Below are 25,194 nucleotides of genomic sequence, written 5' to 3'. Positions count from 1 at the left end.
TTAAATATGACGTCTTTCCATTAAATGAATACCGAGTCCGGTAAATAAGACTGTCATCAATGTCAATATACTGATTGGCTGCAGGAGTTCTGTAAAGGAATAGCCATATACCGCTGCTCCTTGAATAATATCCAAGCCATATTTGATTGGATTCAAATTCGCTAAAAATAACAGAACAGGATTGCTGACAATTTCTAACGGCCAAAAGGCTCCGCCAATCATGGCTATGCTGACTGCAATAATGCTGATAGCTGCGTTAAACTGCTCGACATTTTTAACAAGCGCTGTAATCAAAATAGACATCGCCACAATAGCTAACGCATACGGAATCAACATCAGTAAAATGTCAATCATTCGGCCATTAAATGTGATTCCCCTCCAAAAATAGAAGACAATGAAGATAATCAAAATTTGCAGATACCCCTCTATAAAACTGTACAGCAAGTTGGCAATATACATTTCTGATTTCTTAACAGGGGATAAAATCATCCGGTCCCAGACGCCCAGGCGCTTCTCTGTCAGGATTTTCACAACGCCATAAGCGATTGTATAAATCGCGAAAAATAGAGCAAACCCGCCAACACGATGTACATCATCATCATACTCCCAGGATTCCTCTCCCGCAAAACTGCTTACCGACAAATCGAATGTCCCTTCAGATACCGTTTCCTGGTAAGAAGAAACCACTTGATCTGCCTCCATGCCTTCTGCGTCTGCTGCCTCTTTGATGACATCCTGCTGGATATCTGTTGTATATACTTCCTGCACCGTTTGTTGAATCAAACCCGCATTCGGAGATTCTACGCCTACTAAAATAGCAAATTGATCGGCGGATAAGATAACACCCGTATCGGCTTCTCCTTCTCTTAATTCCGCTTCTAATGTTTTTTTATCCACTGTGTAAAACTGAAAAGCTTCCTGTTCTTCAAGAGAACGCTGATATTCACCAGCTCCTTCTTCTGCATATACCGGCACCGGAAGACCTCCACCCCCGCCGCCAACATTCATCGAAGAAATCACCCAGGCAAATAAAATAGACATGCCTGTAAAAAGGAGAAAAGTAGATGGATTACGTATAAATTCACGTATTCGTGCTAAGAGTATCGCTTTCATCGTGTAGACCCCCTTTTTGGAAAGCTCATAGCAGCAACAACAATCATGACAGCCCCAAAAGCAATCATATAAATGAGATAAGACATGACATCCTCCAGTCCGCTTCCCCGGAGCAATTGGATATAGGCAGTCAAACCAGATCCGTTTGGAGTTAAATTACCTAAGCGCGCCATGGTTTCCGATAATTCGCCAATCGGGAAAAAGCTTCCCCCGATAAATGCTAAAACAGAAGTGACAATCCCTGCAAAAAATCCAACAATGGCATCTGTTTTAAAACGATAACTGATGGCTGTAACAAAGACCGTGATTCCCCCGACAGCAATTGCATAAGAGGCCGTCGTAATCAAGAATGCCAACATGTCATTAAAAGTGACTTGAAAAACGAAATAAGAAAAGCAAAATAGAAACAATAGCTGAATAAGAGCAATCACTGTTCCTGCCGTTAAAATACTAGAAAAATACATCCATCTGGAAATATTTCCAACAATCATACGGTCGAATATCTGATCCTGTCTTTCTCTGGTTGCCAATAAACCAATGGTTGAGGCAACGTATAATGCATTAAAAACCGCCATCGCTACCGTATAATAATCACGGGAGGAAATCGAATCCAGCTGTTCCATTTGCTTTTGCTCCCCGACACTGGTTGCGGCCTGCATTTCCGCTATATCTATAGCTAAACCATTTTCCTGAAGAAAGGCTTGTGTTGTCAGGCTTTCATCAAACTGCTCCAAAATTTGTGATAAGACAGAGGAATAAATCCCGTCTTCCTGATTGACATGTAACATTAATTCCGGCTTCTCACCGCTTTGTCCTGAGATAACCTGCAACATATCATAAGTGAAATGAGCCGGTACTTCGATTAAACCAGAATAGGAACTGTCCGCCAGCACTTCTGCTTTTTCATCTTCTTGTATAATGTCCAATTCAATCATTTCCCGCAAATCTTCCCCTTGAAAAATATCCTCTCGCAGCATCGATATCATACCCAAGTCTTCCCTATCATCAAAAGCCTCTGCTGGTGCACCAAGCGCTTCCATATCATCTATAAATTGATTGACCTGCTCTGCTTCCTCTTCATGTTCCAGCCAGGCTACTTTTAATTCCAGCTGCGGATTGCTGTCTTCCATAAAACCTGCCAGCGCAAAACTTAAAATAACTATCAAGATGATTGGCAGTCCCAAGAGTAAAAAGATTTGAACAGGATTACGCCAAAGCAGGAGCAATTGTTTTTTAACGAATTGAAATAACATACACACTCCCCTCCTAATCGCGTAATGCTCTTCCGGTTAAGTGCAGGAATACATCTTCCAGTGTCGGCGATTTAACATGCAGCGAACGTAATGCAATATCATATTTCTCCGTCATTGAAATAATTTCAGAAAACAGATTAACTTCTTTCGGTGTAATAAGGATGATTTCTTTATCTTCCACATAAACATGATGAATTGATTCATGTTCCTGTAACTTAGTTATAAATGCCTCATTCCAATGGTCAGACTCCATCGAAATTGTATTTTCCGAGGAAAGAATCTGCTTAATTTCCTCTTTGGTCCCGGAAGCGATTAAATTCCCCTGATCCATAATATAAATCCGATCACACAAATAATCGACTTCTTCCATGTAGTGACTTGTGTAAACTACCGTCATCTGCTGCTCTCTATTCAGGCGCTTGACGGTCTCCAAAATATAACTTCTTGATTGCGGGTCAATACCGACAGTCGGTTCATCCATAATCAGTATTTGTGGCTGATGCAGCATGGCTACACCAATATTCAATCGTCTTTTCATACCACCTGAGAATGCTTCTACTAGCGTTTTCCGTTTTTCAGAAAGCCCTACTTGCTCTAACACTTCATTAACACGTTTTTTTAAATCTTCCCCCTTCAAACGGTAAATCCTGCCAAAGAAAAGTAAATTCTCCTCTGCGGATAACTGCGAGTAAAGCGCAATTTCCTGTGGAACAACACCGATTGCTTTTCTTAAAGGAGACGGTTTTTTGATAACAGATTTTTTTAAAAAACGTACATCTCCCTGTGTCGGTTCAATCAACGTAGACAGTATGGAAATAGCTGTTGATTTCCCCGCTCCATTCGGCCCGAGCAGACCGACAATTTCCCCTTGTTCCATAAACATGTTTAGTGATTTGACAGCTTCTATTTTTTTAAAACGCTTTGAAATATCTACTAATTCCAGCATGAATATGCCTCCCCATGAGAATCTGCTTCTATTCTATCGTTTCTTGAAACGACGCAACACTCCCTGCCGTCACAAATCATTCTGTAAAATAGTGACTTCCGTCATTTTGTTAATAAATTTTCAAAAAAATGATAGTTGCTACAAGCATAGAGCAATAACGCTAACCAGCGGAGGAAAAACACGGAGACTCCTGCGGGAAAGCGCAAATGTCTTCGGTGGGGCGAGTAAGCGCAAAAGCCCTTCGATGGGACGAGTAAGCGCAGTCCCAGTCCCAGTGGGAAGACCCCGCAGGAAAAAAACGAACTTCTTTTTTCACCCGCGGGGCATAAGAGCGACTTTAGCTCTGTCTGCGCCTTTCGGCTTGCCAATCGCTAAGTCTCCTTTACCGAGGAGGAGTGAGCTCGGGGCCCGCGGAAAGCGTAGTGTTTTTCCGTAGCGGTCATACTAACCTGACAACATTGCAGCTAATACTCCCTTCCTGCTTTTGACACACAAAAACAGCAGAACTGCCTTTTCAGCCCTGCTGTTTTATATATGTTATGTTATTTTATTTTTAAACTGCCTTTGTGACCAGACCAGCGTAATAACGGAAATCAAAGCGATACTGAAAAGGAAAATCAAAATCCCCATCTGCTGTTCATAAACCGGATCAAAAGGCAGGAAACCGACATAAAACTCATCCGGCATCTGTAAATCAACCGGGATACAGACTCTTAAAGATTCCAAAAAGACAGCAGGATCCTTATAAGTCCGGTAAATTCCTGTACTTGATAGAAGTCCATAAAAGCAATATGGTAAAAAAGCAGAAATTTGAATGGCCATGGCGTACCATCGGATCCGATTTTCCAGCCAATAATAGAAAAATGCAGACCAGAAATTCAACGCTGCCATAAACAGCCCCAGCATAAAGAAATGATTCCAATATAACTCAACACGGGCAATATCAAACATCAATGGTGTATGATATCCGTAAAAAAAGACGGTTAACAAAATAATAGCTGTTGCCGGTTTCCGGAGAAAAGTCAGCGTCTTTTCTATCCAGCTAATTTTTTGGCTGATCCAGGATTTTGGCCGCCAGCCAATGACGAGCAGGGGTGCTGCAATAAATAATAAACCGACAATTTGATACATATGTGCTTGCAATGTCAGTCTGCCAATAATATTTAACGGACTTCCCGCCGCCAAAAAGAGAACCACCATGCCAAGGAGGAAAGAAATAGGATGCAGTATACCGCTCTTCCCCCGGGAAGGAATCATAAAAAAATAACCAATAATAATAAATGCACAAAATAAAAAGATTCCACCATTCCATAGTGTTGAAAAATGAAATTCATCTAAAAATATTGCAATCATATCTTCTTCACCAAACTTTTTTTAGGTTATCTCTATCTTAAAATATGTAACGTCTGACTTCAGCAGGGAATTCGTACAATTTCTTGACATTCGCTATTTGAACTTTCTTTTTACAGTGTCTATTACAGAAGTGCTGTACTACGTTAAACAAATCAAATGCTTCAAGGCCGCCCGCTTACGTTATATCATGCGTCACTGCATATATCGCAAGCTGCGTCCGATCTCGTAAATCTGTCTTTTGCAAAATAACAGAAATATGGTTTTTAACTGTCCCGATAGATAGATACAGCTCTGTGGCGATTTCTTTATTGGTTTTCCCCTGTCCAACTCGTTTGGTAATTGCCCTTTCTCTTTCGGTAAGGTCAATTTCTGATTGAGCACTCGTTTTCTTAGATTGCTTTAACAATTTCGGCATCACCTTCGCAGTTACCTCATCATGCAATACCAGTCCGCCCTTCATTACACTGTAAACGGCTTCGATAAGCTTTTTCCCGTCAGAAGTTTTCAACAAAAAACCGCTTGCTCCTTCATTCAATGCCTCAAGCGCGTATGCATCGTCATTAAAGGTCGTTAAAATAAGTATCGGGATATTCGGCCACTGCGCTTTTATTTTTCTTGTTGCCTCGATGCCATTCATATCCGGCATACGAATATCCATAAATATAAGATCAACACGATGTGCAGACATTTGCTCCATCGCCTCGATGCCGTTACTTGCTTCACAACTTATCCGAATCTTGTCGTCCTGCTCGAGAATCATACGCAGTCCTTGCCTCACCATTTCCTGGTCCTCCACAAGCATAACGTGGAACATCTATCATCATCTCCTTCCACAATATGTATCAGCCTGGAATTCTGCCTGATAAAACAAATTTATCAGGTAATTGATGCGTTTCCAGTTTCCCCTCTAATTCCTCTACACGGCTCCGCATATTGGAGAGTCCAAATCCCGGTTTAAAAGCTTTCACTTCATGTATCTTATTACTAATTTCAAATCGAATCGCATCATCTGCAGATTTGCTTAATGTTACAAATACTTCGCGACTATTGGCGTGTCGCATCGCATTCGTAATCCCTTCCTGGATAACCCGATAAAGAATCACACTTTTGACATTAGATATCGGTACGGATAAAACACCATTCTTCATTGTAAAATGAACTTGTAAATGACTCTCACTTTCCAATTTTCGAATCAGATGAACGACAGTAGCAATTCCTTCCGATTCCTCTACTTTTAATGCTTGGACAGCATCTCTTGTTTCCTGCAGGCTTTTGTTAGCTAATTCCTTCATCTGTTTCAACTCCAAATCTGGATGCTGAATTGATAACATTTCCATTTGCATCATTAAAGCCGTTAAATGATGCCCAACAGAGTCATGCATATCTCTGGCAATGCGCGTTCTTTCCTCCATCCTTGCATTTTCTTCCGCATTCACTTGCAACCGTTTCAATTGACGGTAGGAATGACTTAATTCATCATATAATTGCTTATAATACTGGTCATTCATCCATTGTTTATGGAGGAGGAAACTAACTATTACAATAAATCCGCTCCCAAGAAGCAGTTCGTAGGAAGTGAACGGAATGAAAGAAAAAAGCATACTGGCCAGTATGGCAACAACAGATAGTAAATAGTATGCCAATGTATGTAATTGGCTGGCCGCTAATAATAGCAAAAACCATATTAAGCCGATAGAAAATAAAATGTTCTCTGCGAAAAAGAATCCAGCGCATAAAACAATGATTACATTTCCCAAAAACAGGTAGATCCGTTTCTTGCGGAATGATAATAAAAAGAAACATGCCAGGCTTACTGCAAACAAAAAGAAATGATAAGGGATAAACGTACTATTAAATAAGAGTAATCCAATCCATAACATAGCGAAAAGTATAAATTGTAACCAAAATTGTTTCATTCTATCTCCTCTTATTTAAGACTTTGGTTCATCTAAATCGTTGGTAATCACGTCCCAAGCTTCTATCTTTTCTTCAAATGATTTATTATATTTTCCAGGAATCGGGCTGGTAGAAGGAAGCTTAAGAACATCTATTTCCTGTTCCAGCATGGGAGAGATATACTTCTTAAAACTGTGATATGCCTTTGTTCCATTACATGCAATCAATCGAATAGATGGGTATTCTTTTAAAAGCCCGGCAATATCATTCGGTTCTTCCTCTTCAATATGCATATCAAGACTCCCCTTCCGGAAACAATATCCGATTGTATCCCATAATGCCAGCTGATGTTTCTTGATCAAATCTATTTTTTCCGAGTAGGTTGCAGCTGCTTTTTCATTCAGAATACGGTACATTATTGGCCAGAAATGGTTGCGGGGGTTTCCATAGTATTCTTGTTCTTCTAATGATTTTTTACTTGGCATAGAACCGACAATAAGCACTCTAGGATGTGCACCAATAACCGGCGCAAATGATTGCAGTTTATCCATAATCTCCCTCCCTGATGAATGCTACCCTATAGTTCGACTGTTTTAATAAATGTAGCCGGATTCCCTCCGTAAATGACATTTGCAGGTACATTCTTCGTCACCACAGAGCCTGAAGCAATAACTGCATTATCTCCAATCGTTACACCGGGATTGATAATAGCTCCACCGCCAACCCAGACATTATTACCAATCGTTACCGGTTTCCCATACTCTTTTCCGGAATTACGTTCTGCTGGATGGATCGGATGGGTTGCTGTATAAATATGTACCCCTGGCGCCAGCATACAATTATCGCCAATTCGTATTGGACAAATATCTAACATCACACAATTAAAATTTGCATAAAAATGCTCTCCAACATGGATATTATAACCATAGTCACAATGAAAATCAGGTTCAATAAACAGCGTTTCTCCTGTGGAACCAAATATTTCTTTTAGACAGTTGGTACGTCTCACTGTATCGTCCTCTGTCAGCCCATTATAATAACGCATCATTTTCCGGACGTGCAGCCGATCCTTAACTAATCCGCTATCTTCCGGGTTATATATTTCTCCTGCCTGCATTCTCTCTTTCTCTGATAACATTAAATCCCCTCTTTCATGTTGTTATTATCTCGTTTCTGTTTCCGGTTCTTAAACCATTGGATCATTCTTTTTAACTTAGGAACAAGAAACGCATATAGCTGTTTATATTCCGGACCAAATAGGACCCAGAAAAGGATGTACAAATGGCCTAATAACAGAAACACACCCATTCCTTGTCTCTCTCTGGCCTGCTGCCATATATAAGCTATCTCATTCATCGCTTCCGGACGGTTTATACTATATAAAAAACTCACAAGAGGTAATAAAAGAGATAAAATAATAGCAGTCACAGCTAACACTTCAAATCTTCTTCTGACCCACTGAATGACCCCAACGAGCAGTGCAGCTAAAATGACAAGGCCATAGAAAAGAAGTGTACTGGTTGATAAATCTGTCATCTCTTGGGTTCCTCCTTCCATTTGTATGAAAATGTATACTTTGATTTTAGCTTACTCCAGGCTTGAATTCCAGTAATCTTTGAAATCAAAGAAAAAACTGCCACTCGTGTGACAGTTTACAATTTTTTATAATGCTTCTTTTGCCAGTTCACCTGTTCGAGCAGTTTGTTTTTCCTTTTTACGTCTTGGGGTCATATTAAATATAATATTTAACACAATCGCCGTAACACTTCCTGCTACAATACCATTACTGGTTAAAATTTGCAGCGAATTCGGAAGTACGGCAAATAGATCCGGAACAACCGTAACACCTAGCCCCATCCCAATGGAACAAGCAATAATCATCGAGTTCTCCGGAGAGTCTGATATAACCGTACCAAGCATTTTGATACCTTGGGCAACTACCATACCAAACATAGCTAACATCGCTCCACCCAGTACAGAGGTTGGAATAATGGTTGTTATAGCAGCAATTTTAGGAACAAATCCTAATACAACGAGCATGCTCCCGGTAATAACAATAACACTGCGTTTTTTCACGCCCGTCATTTGCATCAATCCGACATTTTGAGAAAAGGCAGTGTATTGAAATGCATTAAAGATTCCTCCAAGAAAAATCGCTAACCCTTCTGCCCGGTATCCTCTGGATAAATCTTTTTCCTTTAAGTCCTTATCAGTAATATCTCCTAAAGCAAAATAAACGCCTGTTGATTCGACTAAAGACACCATTGCCACTAAAATCATTGTAATAATAGCGGACCATTCAAAAGTCGGTGTTCCGAAATAAAATGGATGAACCATATGGAAATAGGAAGCATCGGCAACAGCGGAAAAATCAACATTTCCCATCAAAGCAGCAGCAATCGTTCCAGCACCTAAACCTATTAATATAGCGATGGATTTTAAAAATCCTGTGGTAAATCGATACATTAAAATAATAAACAATAATGTTCCAAAACCAAGGGCAATATTTGAAGTAGAGCCGAAGTCAGCAGCTCCTTCTCCGCCGCCTAAATTATTAATCGCTACAGGAATTAACGTAATCCCGATAATTGTTACAACCGATCCTGTGACAACTGGCGGGAAAAAACGAACCAGTTTCCCAAAAAAACCACTGACGATGAAAACAAATAATCCGGATACCATAATCGCACCATAAATGGCCGTGATACCGTACTGTCCGCCGATAGCAATCATCGGTGCAACAGCGGTAAAGGTACATCCTAAAACAACTGGCAGCCCGATACCGATAAATTTACTATTCAATACCTGCAACAGCGTAGCCACACCACACATGAGAATATCGATGGCTACCAAGTACGTTAATTGTTCCGAATTCAGCCCTAGAGCATCCCCGACAATAAGCGGTACTAAAATCGCTCCGGCATACATCGCTAACAGGTGTTGAAAACCCAATGCTGCCATTTTCATTGTTGGCGGGCCTCCTCTTTAAAAGCCACCTGTTTGTTTTCTAAAGAGTCAATAATTGCTAATGATTCTACCTTTACCCCTTTATCCCGAAGTGCTTGTCCACCTTTTTGAAATCCTTTTTCAATAACGATACCGATACCGGCAACTGTCGCTTTTGCCTGTTCAGCGATATCCATTAATCCAAGAGCTGCCTGCCCATTTGCCAGAAAATCATCAATAACCAGCACATTATCCTCTTCTTTAATAAAATCATGAGAAATAGAAATCTTGCTTGTTGTCTGTTTTGTAAAGGAGTAAACCTCTGCTGTTAACAGATTATCTGTTAATGTTAATGATTGCCGTTTTCTTGCAAAAATGACCGGGACACCGAGTTCGAGTCCTGCCATCGTTGCAGGTGCAATACCGGATGATTCCAGTGTAAGAATTTTAGTTATTTTTTTATCACGGAATCGATTTGCGAATTCTTTTCCGATTTCCTGCATGAATACAGGGTCAATTTGATGATTTAAAAAGGCATCCACCTTTAATACTGTATCTGATAATACTTTTCCCTCTGCTACAATTTTTTCTTTCAGTAAATCCATGAATGATTCCTCCTAATGTAAAAAAAACCCGAAAAATCTCCCTTTTGGAAAAGTAGATTTTCGGATCTTTTGTCGAATAATCAAGCAAGCGTGTATTATTTTTAGACAACATACAAGCTTTTATATACTTTTCCATAGTCAGTTTATTTACGGTAAACCGGTAGAAACTTGCAGGCCCTATCCCCGCGATTATATGAAAAATATTCATTTTGTATTGGGTTAAAAATAAAGAATGCCTATAGTATAGCACGTACACGCATAAAAACAAGCATAAGGAAAAAATTAAAACCTTTCTAATAATTCCGATTAAAAAATATCCTTCTTATTTATCCTTCCATTCCAGAAATTCTAATCTGTTCCCAAAAGGATCCTTGACATAGAACCTTTGTGCATTCGAAAGTTTACTGTCCCATTTTGTCGAAATACCCGCGTTTTCTAAATAAGTCTGCAAAGCGTTGATTTCTGATACTTCAAAAGCCGGATGTGCTTTTTTCATAGGAGAAAACGGCTCCTCGATTCCAATATGAAGCGCGATGTCTCCCTTGCTAAACCAGACTCCTCCATTTGGCTTTAGCGACTCCGGTTTTTCTTCTTCTGCAAAACCTAAAATATCTCGGTAGAACTTTTTCGCTATTTCCTCCGAACCCTTTGGCGCAGACAGCTGGATATGATCTAATTTTTCTAATTGAAATGTCATGTTTGCTCTTCCTCCTATGGATTGAAAGCTTATATCAAGCATAGCAGGAAGAAGCAAAAAGCAAAAATCGTATTTTTTAATCTATTTGTATTTGTTTTTCTTATTGGCGAAGCTGCACATCCCGCCTTTATCTGCCAACGAAAAAATCTCCCTGTATCGGGAGATTTTTTTCAAATTATACACTTGTATATCCGCCGTCGACCAGCAAGCTTGATCCTGTAATGAAAGAAGCTTCATCACTAGCTAAAAACAGCACAGCGTTGGCAACTTCATCCGGTTTTCCTAGTCTGCCGATTGGGTGAAGGCTTACAAGGTCTTGTCTCATTTCATCTGGTGCGTCTTTTAATAACGGAGTATCAATGTAACCAGGGTTCACATTATTGACTCGAATGCCTTTTGCTGCATATTCTGCCGTAGCTGTTTGAGTCAGCAGCTTCACACCGCCTTTTGCCGCAGCATAAGCACCAACACCAGCTTTCCCGACAAAACCATGAATCGAATCATTATTCACGATTGCGCCGCCATTTTCCTGTTTTAACATTTGCTCGATGGCATATTTATTGGTTAAAAATACGCCTGACAGATTAACATCAATCACCTTCTGCCATTCTTCAAATGACAATTCATGTATTGGGGTACCAGTTCCAATTCCCGCGTTCGCAAATAATACATCCAATTGACCATACTTCGCAACAGTTTCACTCACCAAATTTTTTACGTCTTCTTCATTGGATACATCTGCTTCAATAAAAGTCGTTTCCAGGCCTTGTTGGTTGAGTTTATCTGACAACGCTTTTCCTTTTTCGGACATATCAGAGAGCACTACCTTTGCCCCCTGTTCAGCAAATTTTTTGGCAGTAGCTTCTCCGATACCGCTTGCTGCTCCTGTAACAATAACTGTTTTTTCATCAAATCGACTTGCCATTTTCATAGCTCCTTCCTGTTCTTACCAAAGAATATATCTTCCCTTATTATAATTCCCGGTCCAGAAAGAGCTAAACATTTATTTTTATTGAACTTTAGCCAAACGGTCAGTAAATATTTCACATCATCGTTCCACGTAATAGAAGTACCTATACAATCAATAAATCCCGATAACAATTCCTGTTATCGGGATTTTAAATAGTCCATTATGTACACAGGCCACATTTGCCGTATCATGCAATAAAAAGTTTTTAACCACCACTTCGCAAAGTGGGTGTTCGCAGAAATCTTCCTGTCTTCCATTCCTTTATGACGGCTCGACATTTCAATTTCGATGTAAAACTCCCTATTCCAACTTTAGAGGTTAAAACTTTTATTGATACGAACAATGCAGCTTGTAGTTTATATCTTACTCTTTTTTTCTAAAAAAGGCAATGGGATGGACAGCCTAATTTTTTCTTTTTTAGCACGGAAGAAGTATCAGCTGTATTCTTTTATTTCATTCCAAAATGCAGGGTTCCATTAGATAAACTATGCGGATATTGCTAAGTCCTGTTATCATAAATAAAGCTTCGTTGGACCCCTGCCTGACTTCGTTTTAAAGTTGGTTTTATTTTTATTTCTTTTGGGAGCGAGCCATCTTTCTAAAAAGTGCTCCGTTTCGCCGTCCTGCTGAGCTTCCAATGCTTTCATCAATATAAGAGCCGATGCCTTTGCATCTTCTAATGCATGATGGTGAATTAATGGAATATGATGATAATTGGCGACAGTATGCAGACGGTGATTTTCCAGATACGGCCACACACGCTGTGAAATTTTCACGGTGCATAAGGAGGCAAAATCCGGGTGCCCCAAATTATATTTTAATAAAGACTGTCGCAGTACACTCATGTCAAAGCTGGCATTATGCGCCACAATCACATGTCCTTCCAGTTTTTCATGCAACGTCGGCCACAGGCCTTCAAAAGTCGGTGCATCTTGCACATCTTCCTCTTTGATACCATGAATACGAATATTCATATGACGGAAATCGCTCATCGGGTTAATCAGTGAATAATATTCATCAAAAATTTCCTTTTCATCAAAACGGACGACGCCGATTGAACAGGCACTGTTTCTTTTTTCATTGGCTGTCTCAAAATCGATTGCTGCAAACTTCATCTATTATCAGCTCCTAATAGCTTGTAAATCTGTTGCAGGAAGTCCGTAATAGTTCTTCCCTTTTTTGGTCTGCACTTTCACTTTTGACTGTTCTTCCAAATAAATCAATCTTGTCAGGGTAGCCATAAACTGACTTGCAAAAGCCGTGTTTTTCATTGGTCCATATGCTTTTGTCGTTAATTTAAAAGCAGTCATTTCATCTTCTGCCATCAATTCCAGTAATTGCTCCAGCCGTTTTTGGTGACGACGGGATATATCGGTTATCCGTTCATCCAGATTTTCAATCCGATCACCATGACCAGGCAATGCCAGCCGAACCTGATAGTCTTTCAATCCATCCAATGCCTTCAAATAATCTTTTAGCGGATTATATTCTTCTCCCATCCACAGCCCAATTACCGGGGAAAGATGGTTTAACACATGATCGCCGATAATCATCACTTCTGTTTCCGGCTGGTAGAAACAGTAATGATCCGGTGCGTGGCCAGGTGTCCATATTGTCTGGTACAACCGGTTACCAAGCATTATTTCATCATTGTCATCAAAAAAACCGTCCGGTTCAAATTTAAAGATAGGAGATTCATCTTTTATTTTTATAGGAATTGGCGGCGCTCCGTGTTTTTTTATTAAACGTTTTATCCGATTTTTTCGTGCTTTTGCATCTCTTCCTTTACGCATTTCTTCATAGCCGCGCCGGGATACATACACAGGAATTTCATATATTTCTTGAAACCACCGCGCTAAGCCGATATGATCCTCATGCGTATGCGTCAGCACAAGCTTTTCTATTTTATAATGACTCAATACACGTTCCCAAAATGCTTTCGTTTCAGGTGCATGAATACCTGTATCAATAACGGTATAGCCGTTATCTCCTTGAATAAGATAACTGTTCACCTCTCCCATCGCTCCCTTGAAACGGACAACGAGACGGTAAATATCATCTGTCATTTGCTCTAACATGTCAGACCTCTCTTTTCTGCAAACATCTACACTTTTATTTTATCGCTATTTGAAGTATTTGCAAAACAAAACTTATCAGTGCGTGTTCAAAAAGTCCGATAAATAGGACCAAGAAGTTCAAGGCGACCTGTTTTTTACGAACGGAGCGTATGCTTTATAATACGTGAGTATCGGAAAAAGCAGGTCAACGCAGAAATTCGCCGTGTCATTTTTATTGGTCTTTTTGAACATCCTCTATCAGCTGGACAAGATTACATGGGGAGAATCCGTTATGAAACAACAGCTCAGGCTGCCGGGGGAGACCCTCGACAGCCTGAATAAAATATCTGTTATTTCATGATGCATTTCATTTATTCTCGTATCTGTCCATCACCGGAAACAATAAATTTATTCGATGTTAATGCTTTTAAGCCCATTGGACCTCTTGCATGCAGTTTTTGTGTGCTGATGCCGATTTCCGCTCCAAAACCAAACTCAAAGCCATCGGTAAAGCGGGTTGATGCATTATGGTATACAGTTGTTGCATCCACTTTTTGCTTAAAAATTGCAGCATGATCAGCTGTTTCGGTAATAATGGCTTCCGAATGTTTGGTACCATACGTATTAATATGGTCGATTGCTTCATAAACATCTGCAACAATTTTCACACTGATTTCCAGGCCAAGATACTCTGTTCCCCAATCGGCGTTAGTTGCTTCTTGCACAAAAGGCACTTTTTCTACTACTTGGGCATCGCCATGGACTGTAACACCTTTTTCAACTAAAGCAGCAATGATATCCTCTCCATATTTGTCAAACCAATCGGACTGAACCAACAGCGACTCAATCGCATTACAAACAGATGGACGCTGCAGTTTGGCATTTAAGGTAATTGCTTTTGCCATTTCCAGATTTGCGGAGTCATCGATATAAACGTGACAATTACCGGCGCCCGTTTCAATTACCGGTACACGTGATTCTCTGACGACAGTATCAATAAGCGTCTTTCCTCCACGCGGAATAAGCACATCCAAATAGTCATTTAATCGGAATAATTCACTTGCCGTTTCCCTGCTCGTATCTTCAATTAACTGAATCGCATCCGGAATAACGGCACTATCTGCCAACGCTTTATGAATGACTTTGACAATCGCTAAATTAGAATGAATCGCAGAGGAGCTGCCGCGCAAGATAATAGCATTCCCTGTTTTCACCGCAAGTGCTGCTGCATCAACGGTGACATTGGGTCTTGCTTCATAAATCATACCGACAACGCCGATGGGAACCCGGGTATTATTAATCACGAGCCCGTTATCCTTCTCAATGGTTTCCAGTACTTCGCCAATTGGATCTGTTAAATCAATCACTTGTAAAATAGCATCCGCAATATCTGTAATCCGTTCTTTCGTTAATTCCACCCGGTCAAGAATAGACGCAGACAGCCCTTTTTCTTTGCCGGCCTGAATATCCAGTTGATTGGCAGCAAGAATCGCTTTCTGATTTTCCCTTAACCCTTCAGAAATTTTTGCTAATGCTTCATTCTTTTCTTTTGTTGTGCATGTTCCGATTTGATAGCTGGCTTTCTTGGCAAGTTTCCCTTTTTCAATGACTTCACTCATGTTAATTCTCCTTTCATTGTCGCAAATGATACCCATTTGTCACGGTGGATCACTTCAATCGTTGGTACTGTCTGGATGTACGTAGATTCACGTAATTTCATAACAGCTTCTAATTCTTCAGAGGAACATTTTACTTGTCCTCTCCCTAATAATCCGGAATTTCCGTAGACTTCCACAACATCCCCTCGGGCAAAATAACCTTCTACTGCGGTAATGCCTGGAGAAAGTAAACTGCTGCCGTGATGCATTAATGCATTTTCTGCTCCTCCGTCAATAACGACACGCCCTTCTAAATGCGAATGCAGCGAAATCCACTGCTTATTCGCGGGCAGATGCACTTTTCTTTCGCTATCAATATAGGTGCCATCTCCTTGACCGTCTAAAATAGCAGCCAGCTTCTCTTTCCCGTGACCGCGTCCGATAAATACCGGAATTCCGACAGAAGATGCCATCTTAGCAGCCATCAGTTTGGATTTCATTCCGCCTGTACCTACCTTGGAGCCTGTTGCATCTGTCTGTTCAATTAATTCTTCACTGAGTTTCATTAAATGATCATACCGGACGGCGTCAGGATGTTTATTTGGATTTTTATCATATATCCCGTTAATATCAGTTAACAGCACTAAATGATCGGCATGAATGAAGCCGCCTACTAAAGCGGAAAGCATATCATTATCTCCAAACGTGAGCTCGTCAATCGCGATGGTATCATTTTCATTAATAATCGGAATGACCCGCCGCTCCAGTAATTCTTCCATCGTCGCATACGCATTTCGATATCTTCCCTGGTCAGAGAAATCACTTCTGGTAAGAAGAATTTGGGCAGCGGTAATATCGTATGCTTTTAATTTTTCCATATAGGTCTGAATCAGCAGCCCCTGTCCAACTGCCGCAGCTGCTTGTTTTCCTTTTTGTGTAACTGGTCTGGAAGAATAGCCTAATTGTTTAAATCCCGCAGCTATTGCTCCGGAGGAAACCAAGATAACTTCCATATTACGCTCATGTAATAATGCCAGCGCGTGCACATGATCTTCCAGCTGCTCTTTATCAATTTCTCCGTGTGTATTGGTTAACGAACTGCTCCCTATTTTTACGACAATACGCTTTGCTGCCATCGTTATTCCTCCTTTCCCGCTCTAACAACATTTCCCCATCAATAAAAAAACTCCCTCATCCCTCCTAAAACGAAGGGACGAAAGAGTTTACTTCCGCGGTACCACCACAACTTAAATACGATGTTAAAAATCGCATTTCACTTTTTCCAAGATAACGTCTGGAAAACGCTTATGTTTGCATAAGACTGATGAAGGCAGGTTCAGTAAATCAGCAATGAGGAATCTTCCAGCTCTGGATAAATGCAAACAAGAAAACAGCTTTTCCTATTTACAGTCTATCCTCTGATTCCATCTCTGACATTGTGATAGCTTACTTACTAGTCCTTCCATAACGTTCTAAGATTCAATATGATTGATATTTATTATCGTCAGAAATCTTCACTTTGTCAACCGGTAATGCTGTCTTCTTTTCAAAAACATGCATATTGATTCTAAAATATCAGAAAAGTATACTGGAGACAACAAATATACTTTAAAAATCGTATTAGCGCCACTTTCAAAAAGTGAATCAACATCATCAGAAGGAGGATGTTACATACTATGTGTTTAATTACTTTTGCTTATCAACAACATCCAAAATATAAATTTATTTTACTGAGCAATCGGGATGAATTTTACCGGAGGCCAACACTCCCAGCCACATTTTGGAAGGACAAACCCGATATACTGGGCGGAAGAGATTTACTGCAGTCCGGAACATGGCTGGCCGTTTCAAAACAGGGAAAATTTGCAGCAGTAACTAATTTCCGTGACCCTTCTCTCCCGGAAGCAAAGAAATTTTCCCGCGGGGAATTACCGGTACATTTTTTGTTACAGAATAATGGCAATGAAGCGTTTTTACATCAGCTTTCAAAAAATCGTCATAACTATGCAGGATATAACCTTCTTTTCGGTGACAAAGATTCCCTGTATCACTATAATAATGTGTATAATCAGGGCATTCAGATAGAAGCTGGAATACATGGATTAAGTAACGACACATTGAACACACCTTGGCCAAAGGTTGAGCGTTCAAAAAGCGGTCTGGCTAATTATCTGCAGTCTCATACAGACCTAAGAACAGAAGATTTATGGCCGCTGTTAAAAGATAAGACACAGGCAGATAATCATTATTTACCACAGACAGGAGTTGATAAGGATTTAGAAAAAGCACTATCTTCTATTTTCATTGACACACCGGATTATGGAACCAGAGCATCGACGATTTTACTTATCGATTATGATCATAATCTGACTTTTGTTGAAAAAACATATGATAAGGAAGATACGTTGCAGCAATATGAATTTTCTCTTCCATCAGATTAATTATCTGGTCAAAGGGAATGTTAAAAATATAGGCAGATTAAAAAATGCGTAAAGGAGGCTGACCTATGACGTTATTTGAAGATCCGGCATTTGCCAGTAGAATGCTTACGCTGTTGACATTATCATTTCATATTATTTATGCCACCATTGGTGTCGGTGTTCCGCTAATGATTATGATCGCACAGTGGATCGGCATCAAAAACAATGATCCGCATTATTTGTTGATGGCTAGGCGCTGGGCAAAAGGATTTGTCGTTACGGTTGCTGTCGGCGTTGTAACAGGGACAGCTATTGGGCTTCAATTATCCCTGTTATGGCCAAGCTTTATGGAATTAGCGGGGAACATCATTGCTATGCCGCTATTTATGGAAGTTTTCGCCTTTTTCTTTGAAGCGATTTTCTTAGGAATTTATTTATATACCTGGGATCGTTTTGACAATCCGAAAAAGCATTTGCTTTTATTAATTCCAGTAGCTGTCGGCGGCGGAATGTCGGCATATTTTATCACTGTCGTGAATTCATTTATGAACAGTCCGGCAGGCTTCGATATTGTTGGAGGAGACCTGGTCAACGCCAATCCGCTGCTTGCCATGTTTACCTTATCGATGCCGACAAAAGTTGCCCATGTACTGTCTACCGCTTATATGACGATTGCCTTTATGTTTGCAGCGATTGCAGCATTCCGATTGCTTCAGAAGAAAAATCAGGAATATCATAAAAAATCACTGCATATGGCCATGAAGATTGGTTTAATCTTTGCAGTTGCAACAGCTTTAATCGGTGATTTATCTGGTAAATACTTAGCAGAATACCAACCGGAAAAGCTGGCTGCTGCGGAATGGCACTTTGAGACATCAACAGAAGCACCACTTGTGATGTGGGGTGCTCTGGATGATAATAATGAACCGCAATATGCCTTGCACGTTCCTTATGCTTTGAGCATCTTAGCACATGGATTCCCGGGCTCGGAAGTAACGGGACTGGAAGAATTTCCTGCAGACGAGCAGCCACCGCTTGTTATCCATTATTTCTTTGACACGATGGTGACCATCGGTATGTTTATGATTGGCTTATCGCTGCTTTATTGGTTTGGAATGCGGAGAAAATGGGCTTTTGTTGAAAAAACATGGTATCGCTGGCTTATTGTTGCAGGCGGACCGCTTTCCTTCCTGGCCATTGAAGCGGGCTGGTGGATGGCCGAAGTAGGCCGTCAGCCTTGGATTTTAAGAGGGCTGATGACGATTGAAGAAGGCGCTACAACCAGTGACTATGTCGGCTGGATGTTTGTGTTATTCGCAGTTCTTTATTTCATCCTCGGGGTCGGTACGGTTGTCGTATTAACGCATATGTTCCGGAAAAACCCGGTCGATAAGGACTTAGAACGCATGCAAGGTGGTGATCCATCATGATAATGGAAATCGTCGGTATTTCTGTTCTCTGGTTATTTTTATTTGGTTACATTATTGTTGGGTCCATTGATTACGGAGCAGGCTTTTTCAATGCCTATAGTATCGTTACCGGAAAACAGCATATTCTCTCTAAAATCATTCAGCGGTATCTGTCTCCTGTTTGGGAGGTTACCAATGTATTCTTTGTATTTTTCTTTGTCGGGATCGTCGGTTTCTTTCCGGAGACGGCGTACTACTTTGGAACAATCCTGCTGGTTCCGGGCAGTCTGGCTTTAGTTTTATTAGCCATCCGTGGTTCTTATTATGCATTTGAATCCTATGGAAAGCAGGGACATAAAGGGTATGCCATTATGTATGGCTTATCCGGACTGCTGATACCTGCTTCTTTATCCATTGTGCTTACCATTTCAGAAGGCGGCTTTGTCTTTATGGAAAATGGAAATCCAGTCTTAGATTACAGTGCATTGTTCTTCAGTCCGTTAACCTGGTCGATTGTCGTATTGAGTCTTGTCGCTGTTCTCTATATATCCGCCGTGTTCTTAACCTGGTATGCTAATGAAACAGGAGATAAGGACGCAACAGACTTAATGCGGAAATATGCATTAGGCTGGTCTATTCCTTTGATTATTGCTGCTTCAGGAATCATTGTGGAACTGTATTTCCATAATGAAACCCATTTTGAAAACCTGTTGAGTCTATGGTGGATGTTCGCCATTTCCTTTATTCTATGGATATTTACAGTTGTACTGATTTGGAAACGCCGCAATTACGGAACTGCATTCTGGTTTCTGACCGGGCAATTTGCTTTTGCTTTCTTCGGTTACGGTATCGCCCACTATCCGTATCTGTTGTATCCGCATATCAGCATCCATGAAGGGTTTACCAACCCGGCAATGGCTATATCACTGATTGTGGTCTTTATCTTAGGGATGGCATTGCTTGTTCCGTCACTTTATTTATTACTCAAGCTGTTCTTGTTTGATAAAAACTATATTAAAGGAAAGAAGTGATGATATGTTCAATCAATTTCTGATTTTTATCGCTCCTTTTATTGTCCTGATTGCAGCAATTGTTTTTGCATTTGTCGCTGCAGCAAAGGATAGATAGAAAAATCCCGCACATTGCTGTGTTACTTTCAGCAATGTGCGGGATTTTCATTTGTTAAAAAGCTAACTGCTGATTTTCCAGTTCTTTCATAGCCTTAAAATATCCTTGCTCTTTTTTCATCAACTCCGTATAAGTACCCTGCTCTACAATGTCACCATGGTTCATCACAATAATCTGATCCATCTTTTCTAACCCTGTTAAACGATGTCTGATGGTGACAACGGTCTGGTATGTTGTGGCTTGCTCAATTTCATCCATGATTTGCTGCTCCGTAATTGCATCTAAAGAAGAAGTCGGCTCATCCAGCAGCCAAATGGAAGCATCCCGAAGAAATAGACGTGCTAATGCCAGACGTTGTTTTTCTCCGCCGGATAAGTTCGTCCCTTTTTCCAACACTTGATCTTCCAAAGAAAAATGACCTAATTGGACTTTATCCAAAGCTGTCCGGCATGCTTCTGTTGTTGCTTCTTTATTCGCAAACTGTAAATTCTCATACATACTGCCATAAAAAAAGTGATTGTGCTGCAGGGATACATTCATTTGTCTCCATAAACTGTCTGGAACAATGGTGCTTAATTCTTTCCCATTTACGAAAATGTGACCAGATTGTATTGGCGCAAAAGTAAGCAACGCCTGCATCAATGTTGATTTTCCTGAACCGCTTGGACCAACAATAGCAATATTTTTGCCAGGCTTTATTTGAAAGGTGGCGTGTTGCACGGCCGCTTTTCTTTCATTTGGATAATGAATGGAAACATCCTTAAAATCAACATGTATCGGGACATCTGTGTCGAGTTCATGTACAGCTGCTTCGGCTTGTGTTTCATTTTCCCAAACGTCCATCAGACGTTGAGAAGAAGCTTTACTTTCTTCTAAATGCGCAGGAAGTACAGCCATGGAAGGCGCGTCTTCAAATACTGTAATGGCAATCATAAACAGCATTGCCAACAGCGTTCCTGCCAGATTCCCTTCTGCCACATAAAAGCCTGCCTGCACCAGGATAATCACAGCAATGAAAAAGGAAAAGAATATAACGATTGCTTCCCGGATAGCAAGCTGCCGATTTTCTTTTGCTTTCATCTCTTCATATTGGTGCATATCCCGATTTACCTGTTGTTTTTTGCTTTCAGCCTGCTGAAAAATAGTCAATTCTCGGAAACCGTATAGATAATCTGTAAATGTAGAGGACAATGCACCTCTTTTTTCGCGCATCGATATTGCCGTTTTTTTCTGAAACAGATAAAAAAGAGATGGAAAAATAAAAAGCACCACAACAGTACCAGCAATCATCGTCAGCGCAACACCAACAGACAGATACAACGTAAAGAAAATAGTAGCTATAAAAACAGCTGCCAATACAACCGGCGGATAGAACACACGTAAAAAGAAATGCTGCAAGCTCTCCACATCGCCGACAATCCGGGCTAAAATATCTCCGCTCCGGTATTTTTGTAATATCCGGTTTGCTAACGGCTCGATCCGGTCATATACTTTCAAACGAATATTTTTGAGGATTGTAAAGGTGCCGCGATGGGAAAAATAACGTTCCCCATACCTGCTGACAGCTGACGTAATTCCGAGCAGCTTCACACTGGCTACCAGAACCATTAACGTGTAAATCGGCGGTGCAAAAGCAGCTTGTGAAATTAAATATCCGCTAGCCGCGAACAAGGAAACAGCTGTCACCCCGGCAAGAAAACCAAAAAAGATAGAGAGAAGAATATCCTTTTTTTCTTTCAGCATCATTTTCATAACCAGACTGAGATCTTTCATGATTCCTGTCCCCCCTGCTGCGTGTTTAGCATTTGCTGATACATTGGATGATGTCGATAAAGCTCCTCATGCGTCCCCTCTCCTGCTATTTTCCCTTCGTCCATCAGAAATATTTTGTCAGCATTTCGGATGGTATGCAGGCGGTGCGCAACAGTTATAATTGTTGCCTGATGTTTTAAGGCATCTAAAGATTGTTGCAAAATATGCTCCGTCTGAATATCCAATCCGGTCGTCGGCTCATCAAAAAAGAGGATTTGCGGCTTTTTGAGCAGGGTCCGGGCAATCGCAATCCGCTGCTTTTCGCCCCCGGATAGACCTCTTCCGCCTTCACCAATAGCGGTATCCAGTCCTTCCGGCAAGGCTGCAATCCAGTCCTGGATTCCAGCTTGGGCAGCAACTTCCTGTATCGTTTTGTCACGCTGCTCTTCCGGAGAACCGAGTAATATATTTTCCCGTACTGTTCCTGAAAATATATAAGGCTGCTGCGATAAATACCCTATTTTCCCGAACCAATCTGTTTTTTGTACTCTATCTTGTGGGATGCCATTAATCAAAAATTCTCCTTCTTGCACAGGCAAAAAACCGGCAAGCACATAAAGCAACGTTGATTTCCCTGCACCCGTTTTTCCGATAATCGCCACTTGGTCACAGGCGGAAATGCGCATGGAAGATGCTTCCAGCTGGAAATCACCTTCTTCATAATGAAAAATGGCCTGGTCAAGCTGTAATTCCGGTATGGTACACTCTTCCAACGGCTCCTGTCCCCAAGAAACCGGAGCAGTCTCTTCCTGTAACGTATCTTCCACTCTTGAGGCGGCTCCCATACTCGCGCGGCCAGAATGAAAGGCTGATCCGAGCTGTTTTAATTGATTGAACAATTCGGGAGCAAGAAGTAAGACAAAAAAGCCGGTAAAAAAGCTGAGATTTTGAAAAATAATCATCCGAATGGCAATTTCTAACGCAATCAGACCAATACTCAGCATCGCAATAAATTCCAAAGCTAAGGAATTCGTAAATGCCACCTTTAATATCCCCATCGTTGCATCCCGGAACTTCGTGCTGTCTTGATCAATTTTATCTCGCTGTGCAGCTGATTGGCCAAATATTTTCACCGTCGGCAGACCTTGCAGCGTATCGAGAAACGTTCCTGAAAAAGCAGCTAATTCCGACAGTTGTTCTTTCGACTTGTCCTTGGTCTTCACCCCGATAATCATCATAAAAATTGGAATAAATGGTGCGGAAACAAGAATAATCAATCCGCTTGTCCAATTAAGGATAAAAATAGCGATCCAGACAATTAGAACAATACCAACAGATTGAATGACTTGCGGAAGATACTGGCTAAAATAACCGTCTATTTCATCCACGGTATCCATAAACAAACTTGTTTTCTGACCGGACTGTCCCTTATCAGCTTCTGTCATCGGTTGGCTGGTAAAATGACGAAGCAGCTTTTCCCGCATGGAAATTTTCGCAGTCTGTGCCATTTTGATTCCGGATTCCTTGATAATATATTGAAAAATCGTTCGTAATAACAGCATACTGATCAATAGAAAGATTGCAGGAATAATGGATAAAAATGCCGCATGATCCAGAAACAACTCCTGGATGATAGTTACAACGAAATAACTCTGCCCTACAATGGCGAATGCCATCGCGAGAGAGACTATCCCCATCCAAACCATCCTGCTACGAAAAGTTTTCATAAATTCCTTTAACAACAGACCACCACCTTTCAAACGTCGCCATTTCTTACGGCATACTTTCTATTTCATTATACAACACGATCCTGTGCATCGCTTAACATACAGCACACGATGCCTTCATGTATTGAACATTGTTTGAACATTGTATAGTAGAGTTTTTGGGAAAATCACATATATTAACCTATACACTACTGTCCCATGTACATGAGATAAGAATAAAATGACGTATAGGGGTGTTATACCATGTCTAATTTCTTCCTTAGCCCACAATCAAACACAAATACAAACGAAAAAGACCTTGGAGATAAATTAGTTTATTATGGCGAAGTAGTTGCTACATTGGGAAGTATCGTGGCTATCGTAGGCTCAACCATTTTATATTATCAAGATATAGAAGAAGAAGAAGCCGCTTTTGAAGAAGATACACCTGTGACGAATCGGCAACTTATTGAAATGCAGCAGCAAATTACACGGTTACAGCAAAAAATAGATCAGCTGGAAAATCATGGGCAGTGAATCGTCATTGGCTGCCCTTGTTGTTCCATGTGGTAAAAAGTGTTTCACGCATTTTATGATGGAGCTGTTTTTTCTCTCCCTGTCCTGCAAAAAGGAAGAAGCGGACAAGCCGCACATAATGGTGTCTTCTTACAATATTGTTTTCCATGCTCTACAATTAATGCGTGAAACTCCTGATGCATTTCTAAATCATAAGGAAAAGCCGCTTCTACCTCTTTTTTAAAAGCTTCATACGTTTTCGGAACAGAATAACCAATCCGCCGAAAGAGCCTCATTGCGTAGTTATCTGCCATAAATCCAGGTTTATCAAAAGCATACAGCATCATCGCATCAGCTGTTTCCTCTCCGATTCCATAGACAGTTAACAATTCTTTACGCAATGTTTCCCTGTCCATTTCCTTCACTCGATCTATTTGAAAATCATATTTTTGAAACCAGTGCAGCCAGGCTTTCACCTTCCGCGCCTTCATCCGGTAAAACCCACTGGGACGTATTTTTTCCGCCAATTCATCTTCTTCCATCCGGAGTAACTCTCCGACTGTGACATCTTTTCCTAAGTTCTCTAAAGCGAATGCAACATTCTTCCAATTTGTTCGTTGCACTAAAATCGCACTAATTAACATCTGTAAATCAGAATCTGCGGGCCACCACCCCTGTGGACCATAATAATGGAATAATTTTTGATATAGTTCGATATAGCTTATCTTTTCTACCATTTTACAGCTCCTCTGCTTCATCAAGCGGATTCCTTTTCAAATCTTTTTTAACAAGATACACTAACAGTGCAAATCTGAAAGAAATGGAGAAC

The 25,194-nt window shown here is 40.6% G+C and carries 25 protein-coding genes, 1 other RNA gene and 1 riboswitch; of the genes, 5 read left to right on the top strand and 21 right to left on the bottom strand.

Annotated elements, in window-relative coordinates; translation table 11 throughout:
• The 18 genes from B7E05_RS09755 to proB form a co-directional block, all read right to left on the bottom strand.
• Window positions 1-1,113, bottom strand: coding sequence for an ABC transporter permease (locus B7E05_RS09755; RefSeq protein ID WP_080874014.1), 1,113 nt, complete (start codon window positions 1,111-1,113; stop codon window positions 1-3).
• Complete coding sequence (locus B7E05_RS09750; RefSeq protein ID WP_080874013.1) at window positions 1,110-2,366, bottom strand: ABC transporter permease; 1,257 nt, start codon at window positions 2,364-2,366, stop codon at window positions 1,110-1,112. The genes B7E05_RS09755 and B7E05_RS09750 overlap by 4 nt, the downstream gene beginning before the upstream one ends.
• A 13-nt stretch (window positions 2,367-2,379) precedes the next feature.
• On the bottom strand, window positions 2,380-3,312 hold the full coding sequence (locus B7E05_RS09745; protein WP_080874012.1) for an ABC transporter ATP-binding protein: 933 nt from the start codon (window positions 3,310-3,312) through the stop codon (window positions 2,380-2,382).
• A gap of 537 nt (window positions 3,313-3,849) precedes the next feature.
• Window positions 3,850-4,665 (bottom strand): cytochrome c oxidase assembly protein, encoded by an 816-nt coding sequence (locus B7E05_RS09740; protein WP_080874011.1) that lies wholly within the window; start codon window positions 4,663-4,665, stop codon window positions 3,850-3,852.
• A 175-nt stretch (window positions 4,666-4,840) separates the two neighbouring features.
• Window positions 4,841-5,479, bottom strand: a complete 639-nt coding sequence (locus B7E05_RS09735) for a response regulator transcription factor (protein ID WP_080874010.1) — start codon at window positions 5,477-5,479, stop codon at window positions 4,841-4,843.
• Window positions 5,480-5,507: 28 nt separating this feature from the next.
• Window positions 5,508-6,581 (bottom strand): sensor histidine kinase, encoded by a 1,074-nt coding sequence (locus B7E05_RS09730; RefSeq protein ID WP_080874009.1) that lies wholly within the window; start codon window positions 6,579-6,581, stop codon window positions 5,508-5,510.
• A gap of 15 nt (window positions 6,582-6,596) precedes the next feature.
• Complete coding sequence (locus B7E05_RS09725) at window positions 6,597-7,112, bottom strand: DNA-deoxyinosine glycosylase (protein ID WP_179134514.1); 516 nt, start codon at window positions 7,110-7,112, stop codon at window positions 6,597-6,599.
• Between the two features lie 26 nt (window positions 7,113-7,138).
• Window positions 7,139-7,699: a maltose acetyltransferase domain-containing protein gene (locus B7E05_RS09720; RefSeq protein WP_080874007.1), complete on the bottom strand. Its 561-nt coding sequence runs from the start codon at window positions 7,697-7,699 to the stop codon at window positions 7,139-7,141.
• Window positions 7,699-8,097 (bottom strand): hypothetical protein, encoded by a 399-nt coding sequence (locus B7E05_RS09715; protein WP_080874006.1) that lies wholly within the window; start codon window positions 8,095-8,097, stop codon window positions 7,699-7,701. Before B7E05_RS09715 ends, B7E05_RS09720 begins: the two co-directional genes overlap by 1 nt.
• A gap of 126 nt (window positions 8,098-8,223) precedes the next feature.
• A complete protein-coding gene (locus B7E05_RS09710; RefSeq protein ID WP_080874005.1) occupies window positions 8,224-9,528 on the bottom strand; it encodes a nucleobase:cation symporter-2 family protein in 1,305 nt (434 codons plus the stop codon).
• Complete coding sequence (locus tag B7E05_RS09705) at window positions 9,525-10,112, bottom strand: xanthine phosphoribosyltransferase (protein WP_080874004.1); 588 nt, start codon at window positions 10,110-10,112, stop codon at window positions 9,525-9,527. The genes B7E05_RS09710 and B7E05_RS09705 overlap by 4 nt, the downstream gene beginning before the upstream one ends.
• A 115-nt stretch (window positions 10,113-10,227) precedes the next feature.
• Window positions 10,228-10,329: riboswitch (purine riboswitch) on the bottom strand.
• Window positions 10,330-10,434: 105 nt separating this feature from the next.
• Window positions 10,435-10,809: a VOC family protein gene (locus B7E05_RS09700; protein ID WP_080874003.1), complete on the bottom strand. Its 375-nt coding sequence runs from the start codon at window positions 10,807-10,809 to the stop codon at window positions 10,435-10,437.
• Window positions 10,810-10,984: 175 nt separating this feature from the next.
• Complete coding sequence (locus B7E05_RS09695) at window positions 10,985-11,734, bottom strand: SDR family NAD(P)-dependent oxidoreductase (RefSeq protein WP_143833212.1); 750 nt, start codon at window positions 11,732-11,734, stop codon at window positions 10,985-10,987.
• A 211-nt stretch (window positions 11,735-11,945) separates the two neighbouring features.
• A non-coding RNA gene (gene ssrS / locus B7E05_RS09690) (6S RNA) lies at window positions 11,946-12,133 on the bottom strand.
• A gap of 158 nt (window positions 12,134-12,291) precedes the next feature.
• On the bottom strand, window positions 12,292-12,894 hold the full coding sequence (locus tag B7E05_RS09685; RefSeq protein ID WP_080874001.1) for a 3'-5' exonuclease: 603 nt from the start codon (window positions 12,892-12,894) through the stop codon (window positions 12,292-12,294).
• Between the two features lie 6 nt (window positions 12,895-12,900).
• A complete protein-coding gene (locus B7E05_RS09680; protein ID WP_080874000.1) occupies window positions 12,901-13,857 on the bottom strand; it encodes an MBL fold metallo-hydrolase in 957 nt (318 codons plus the stop codon).
• 350 nt (window positions 13,858-14,207) lie between these two features.
• Entirely contained in the window at window positions 14,208-15,455 is a 1,248-nt protein-coding gene (locus tag B7E05_RS09675) for a glutamate-5-semialdehyde dehydrogenase (RefSeq protein ID WP_080873999.1), read from the bottom strand.
• Window positions 15,452-16,570, bottom strand: coding sequence for a glutamate 5-kinase (proB, locus tag B7E05_RS09670; RefSeq protein ID WP_080873998.1), 1,119 nt, complete (start codon window positions 16,568-16,570; stop codon window positions 15,452-15,454). Before proB ends, B7E05_RS09675 begins: the two co-directional genes overlap by 4 nt.
• 528 nt (window positions 16,571-17,098) lie before the next feature.
• Between proB and B7E05_RS09665 the strand changes: the two genes are divergently transcribed.
• The 4 genes from B7E05_RS09665 to cydS all read left to right on the top strand — a co-directional run bounded on the left by B7E05_RS09665 (window position 17,099) and on the right by cydS (window position 20,391).
• Window positions 17,099-17,875 (top strand): NRDE family protein, encoded by a 777-nt coding sequence (locus B7E05_RS09665; protein ID WP_245833053.1) that lies wholly within the window; start codon window positions 17,099-17,101, stop codon window positions 17,873-17,875.
• Window positions 17,876-17,940: 65 nt separating this feature from the next.
• Window positions 17,941-19,284 (top strand): cytochrome ubiquinol oxidase subunit I, encoded by a 1,344-nt coding sequence (locus B7E05_RS09660; RefSeq protein ID WP_080873996.1) that lies wholly within the window; start codon window positions 17,941-17,943, stop codon window positions 19,282-19,284.
• Entirely contained in the window at window positions 19,281-20,294 is a 1,014-nt protein-coding gene (locus B7E05_RS09655; protein ID WP_080873995.1) for a cytochrome d ubiquinol oxidase subunit II, read from the top strand. The genes B7E05_RS09660 and B7E05_RS09655 overlap by 4 nt, the downstream gene beginning before the upstream one ends.
• A gap of 4 nt (window positions 20,295-20,298) precedes the next feature.
• A complete protein-coding gene (gene cydS, locus B7E05_RS22680) occupies window positions 20,299-20,391 on the top strand; it encodes a cytochrome bd oxidase small subunit CydS family protein (RefSeq protein WP_425435093.1) in 93 nt (30 codons plus the stop codon).
• Window positions 20,392-20,445: 54 nt separating this feature from the next.
• On the opposite strand, the gene cydC is transcribed toward cydS, so the two are convergent.
• On the bottom strand, window positions 20,446-22,164 hold the full coding sequence (gene cydC / locus B7E05_RS09650) for a thiol reductant ABC exporter subunit CydC (RefSeq protein ID WP_080873994.1): 1,719 nt from the start codon (window positions 22,162-22,164) through the stop codon (window positions 20,446-20,448).
• Window positions 22,161-23,870 carry a thiol reductant ABC exporter subunit CydD gene (gene cydD / locus B7E05_RS09645; RefSeq protein ID WP_281252504.1) on the bottom strand — a complete coding sequence of 570 codons (1,710 nt, stop codon included), beginning with the start codon at window positions 23,868-23,870 and terminating at the stop codon, window positions 22,161-22,163. The genes cydC and cydD overlap by 4 nt, the downstream gene beginning before the upstream one ends.
• Window positions 23,871-24,113: 243 nt before the next feature.
• Between cydD and B7E05_RS09640 the strand changes: the two genes are divergently transcribed.
• Window positions 24,114-24,386: a hypothetical protein gene (locus B7E05_RS09640; RefSeq protein ID WP_080873992.1), complete on the top strand. Its 273-nt coding sequence runs from the start codon at window positions 24,114-24,116 to the stop codon at window positions 24,384-24,386.
• 53 nt (window positions 24,387-24,439) lie between these two features.
• On the opposite strand, the gene B7E05_RS09635 is transcribed toward B7E05_RS09640, so the two are convergent.
• Window positions 24,440-25,102 carry an endonuclease III domain-containing protein gene (locus B7E05_RS09635; RefSeq protein ID WP_080873991.1) on the bottom strand — a complete coding sequence of 221 codons (663 nt, stop codon included), beginning with the start codon at window positions 25,100-25,102 and terminating at the stop codon, window positions 24,440-24,442.
• Between the last annotated feature and the right edge of the window lie 92 nt (window positions 25,103-25,194).

This window comes from Oceanobacillus timonensis (genome assembly GCF_900166635.1).
GTDB lineage: Bacteria > Bacillota > Bacilli > Bacillales > Amphibacillaceae > Oceanobacillus > Oceanobacillus timonensis.
This window is presented reverse-complemented; position numbering and strand designations above follow the sequence as displayed.

What these genes read in the sequence shown, in the direction of transcription:
- B7E05_RS09685 (WP_080874001.1), bottom strand. Translation starts at nt 12,894, where the DNA reads ATGAAGTTTGCAGCAATCGATTTTGAGACAGCCAATGAAAAAAGAAAC.
- B7E05_RS09695 (WP_143833212.1), bottom strand. Translation starts at nt 11,734, where the DNA reads ATGGCAAGTCGATTTGATGAAAAAACAGTTATTGTTACAGGAGCAGCA.
- B7E05_RS09675 (WP_080873999.1), bottom strand. Translation starts at nt 15,455, where the DNA reads ATGAGTGAAGTCATTGAAAAAGGGAAACTTGCCAAGAAAGCCAGCTAT.
- B7E05_RS09720 (WP_080874007.1), bottom strand. Translation starts at nt 7,699, where the DNA reads ATGTTATCAGAGAAAGAGAGAATGCAGGCAGGAGAAATATATAACCCG.
- B7E05_RS09755 (WP_080874014.1), bottom strand. Translation starts at nt 1,113, where the DNA reads ATGAAAGCGATACTCTTAGCACGAATACGTGAATTTATACGTAATCCA.
- B7E05_RS09680 (WP_080874000.1), bottom strand. Translation starts at nt 13,857, where the DNA reads ATGTTAGAGCAAATGACAGATGATATTTACCGTCTCGTTGTCCGTTTC.
- B7E05_RS09715 (WP_080874006.1), bottom strand. Translation starts at nt 8,097, where the DNA reads ATGACAGATTTATCAACCAGTACACTTCTTTTCTATGGCCTTGTCATT.
- B7E05_RS09655 (WP_080873995.1), top strand. Translation starts at nt 19,281, where the DNA reads ATGATAATGGAAATCGTCGGTATTTCTGTTCTCTGGTTATTTTTATTT.
- B7E05_RS09735 (WP_080874010.1), bottom strand. Translation starts at nt 5,479, where the DNA reads ATGTTCCACGTTATGCTTGTGGAGGACCAGGAAATGGTGAGGCAAGGA.
- B7E05_RS09750 (WP_080874013.1), bottom strand. Translation starts at nt 2,366, where the DNA reads ATGTTATTTCAATTCGTTAAAAAACAATTGCTCCTGCTTTGGCGTAAT.
- B7E05_RS09740 (WP_080874011.1), bottom strand. Translation starts at nt 4,665, where the DNA reads ATGATTGCAATATTTTTAGATGAATTTCATTTTTCAACACTATGGAAT.
- cydD (WP_281252504.1), bottom strand. Translation starts at nt 23,870, where the DNA reads ATGAAAACTTTTCGTAGCAGGATGGTTTGGATGGGGATAGTCTCTCTC.
- B7E05_RS09660 (WP_080873996.1), top strand. Translation starts at nt 17,941, where the DNA reads ATGACGTTATTTGAAGATCCGGCATTTGCCAGTAGAATGCTTACGCTG.
- B7E05_RS09640 (WP_080873992.1), top strand. Translation starts at nt 24,114, where the DNA reads ATGTCTAATTTCTTCCTTAGCCCACAATCAAACACAAATACAAACGAA.
- cydC (WP_080873994.1), bottom strand. Translation starts at nt 22,164, where the DNA reads ATGAAAGATCTCAGTCTGGTTATGAAAATGATGCTGAAAGAAAAAAAG.
- B7E05_RS09745 (WP_080874012.1), bottom strand. Translation starts at nt 3,312, where the DNA reads ATGCTGGAATTAGTAGATATTTCAAAGCGTTTTAAAAAAATAGAAGCT.
- cydS (WP_425435093.1), top strand. Translation starts at nt 20,299, where the DNA reads ATGTTCAATCAATTTCTGATTTTTATCGCTCCTTTTATTGTCCTGATT.
- B7E05_RS09635 (WP_080873991.1), bottom strand. Translation starts at nt 25,102, where the DNA reads ATGGTAGAAAAGATAAGCTATATCGAACTATATCAAAAATTATTCCAT.
- B7E05_RS09730 (WP_080874009.1), bottom strand. Translation starts at nt 6,581, where the DNA reads ATGAAACAATTTTGGTTACAATTTATACTTTTCGCTATGTTATGGATT.
- proB (WP_080873998.1), bottom strand. Translation starts at nt 16,570, where the DNA reads ATGGCAGCAAAGCGTATTGTCGTAAAAATAGGGAGCAGTTCGTTAACC.
- B7E05_RS09705 (WP_080874004.1), bottom strand. Translation starts at nt 10,112, where the DNA reads ATGGATTTACTGAAAGAAAAAATTGTAGCAGAGGGAAAAGTATTATCA.
- B7E05_RS09665 (WP_245833053.1), top strand. Translation starts at nt 17,099, where the DNA reads ATGTTACATACTATGTGTTTAATTACTTTTGCTTATCAACAACATCCA.
- B7E05_RS09725 (WP_179134514.1), bottom strand. Translation starts at nt 7,112, where the DNA reads ATGGATAAACTGCAATCATTTGCGCCGGTTATTGGTGCACATCCTAGA.
- B7E05_RS09700 (WP_080874003.1), bottom strand. Translation starts at nt 10,809, where the DNA reads ATGACATTTCAATTAGAAAAATTAGATCATATCCAGCTGTCTGCGCCA.
- B7E05_RS09710 (WP_080874005.1), bottom strand. Translation starts at nt 9,528, where the DNA reads ATGAAAATGGCAGCATTGGGTTTTCAACACCTGTTAGCGATGTATGCC.